Annotated in this window: 3 protein-coding genes; 2 read left to right on the top strand and 1 reads right to left on the bottom strand. The window is 65.8% G+C overall.

Annotated elements, in window-relative coordinates:
* Both RMO81_RS14960 and RMO81_RS14955 read left to right on the top strand, forming a co-directional pair.
* On the top strand, positions 1-322 hold a 322-nt coding region (locus RMO81_RS14960), incomplete at its 5' end, for a hypothetical protein (RefSeq protein ID WP_310476724.1).
* A complete protein-coding gene (locus tag RMO81_RS14955; protein WP_409049633.1) occupies positions 316-1,065 on the top strand; it encodes a TlyA family RNA methyltransferase in 750 nt (249 codons plus the stop codon). The genes RMO81_RS14960 and RMO81_RS14955, both read left to right, overlap by 7 nt.
* On the opposite strand, the gene RMO81_RS14950 is transcribed toward RMO81_RS14955, so the two are convergent.
* Positions 1,062-1,367 (bottom strand): HNH endonuclease, encoded by a 306-nt coding sequence (locus tag RMO81_RS14950; protein ID WP_310476723.1) that lies wholly within the window; start codon positions 1,365-1,367, stop codon positions 1,062-1,064. The genes RMO81_RS14955 and RMO81_RS14950 overlap by 4 nt on opposite strands.
* Positions 1,368-1,512 lie beyond the last annotated feature (145 nt).

Genomic DNA, 1,512 nt, shown 5'->3' with positions numbered 1-1,512 from the left:
CGCTGGATTGGCCGTCGCGCAGGGGGCCACGCCGACCGGGCGGACGCCGCAGTTCGCCAATGCCGAAGTGAGGGTGTGGAAATCGGTGATTGCGGCGGGTAATCCGCTGCCGCTGCACCGCCATGATCACCCGCGCGTGCTGATCGCCCTGAAAGGCGGCACCATGGATATTCGCGAGGAAACCGGCCAGTCCGACATTCAGAACTGGGAAACCGGCAAGGCCTACTGGCTGCCGGCCAACCCCAAGACGCTGCATCAGGATGTGAACGTGGGCAAGGAACCCATTGAAGTGATGGTGGTGGAACTGCAAAAAGCGTGGTGAAGCCGGGCGTGAAATCGCGCGTCGATCAATTGCTGGTGGAGCGCGGCCTGGCGGAAAGCCGCACCCGCGCGCAGGCGCTGGTGATGGCCGGGCTGGTGTTTTCCGGCGACCGCAAGCTGGCCAAATCCGGCGACACGCTGGCCGCCGATGCGCCGCTGGAGGTGAAAGGCCGCGATCACCCCTGGGTGTCGCGCGGCGGCATCAAGCTGGATCACGGCCTGACGCACTTTGGCTGGGATGTGGCCGGCGCGGTGGCCATCGATGTCGGCTCGTCCACCGGCGGCTTCACCGATGTGCTGCTCAGCCGCGGGGCCGTTCGGGTCTATGCCGTGGATTCAGGCACCAACCAGCTGGCGTGGCGGCTGCGGCAGGATGAACGCGTGGTGGTGCTGGAACAATTGTCGGCCCGGCTGCTCACGCCGGAACATATCGCTGAACCGATTGACCTGATTGTCTGCGATGCCAGCTTCATCAGCTTGGATAAGGTGCTGCCGGTGCCGATGGGCTTTGCACGGCCAAACGCACGCCTGCTGGCCTTGATCAAGCCGCAGTTCGAAGCCGGGCGGGAGGATGTGGGCAAGGGCGGCGTGGTGCGCGATGAAGCCGTGCGCGAACGGGTGTGCCGCGAGGTGGCGGCGTGGCTGGAAGGGCAGGGCTGGGCCGTGCAGGGCCTCACCACCAGCCCAATCACCGGCCCGGAAGGCAATGTCGAATTTCTGATCGCGGCGCAGCGCGCGGGCTAGCGTTTCTTGCCCTTGGTGGGCGCATGGAAATCCGGTGGTTTGCCGGCCACCCAGGTGACGAAGGCCTCCAGCCCTGGTTCGGCCAGCAGTGCTGTCTTGTCAGCCCCCATGCGGCCCAATTGGCTGTTGCTGAAATGGGCGTGGATGGCTTCGTGGCAGATCGGGTGAACCATTTGCCGGTCACGCCCGCTCTTGGCCTTGGCCTTGGCCTTTGGCACCGGGTGGTGCCATTCCACCTGCGCGCCCAGCGGCCGCCCGCACAGCCAGCAGGCGTCGTTCAGCGCTGCGTCATCATCCACCATGCCTCACATGTAGCGCGCGGGCGGGCAACCGGCTACACGGGTACGGATGACTGATGCCGATTCCATCGAAGGCCTCGAACCCTGGTTTTCCACGGGCAGTTTCACGCGCGCGGCCATCGTGGCGGTGCCGGCGATCCTGTTGCTG

This window comes from Sandarakinorhabdus sp. (assembly GCF_031422795.1).
In the GTDB taxonomy this organism is placed as follows: Bacteria; Pseudomonadota; Alphaproteobacteria; order Sphingomonadales; family Sphingomonadaceae; genus Sandarakinorhabdus.
This window is presented reverse-complemented; position numbering and strand designations above follow the sequence as displayed.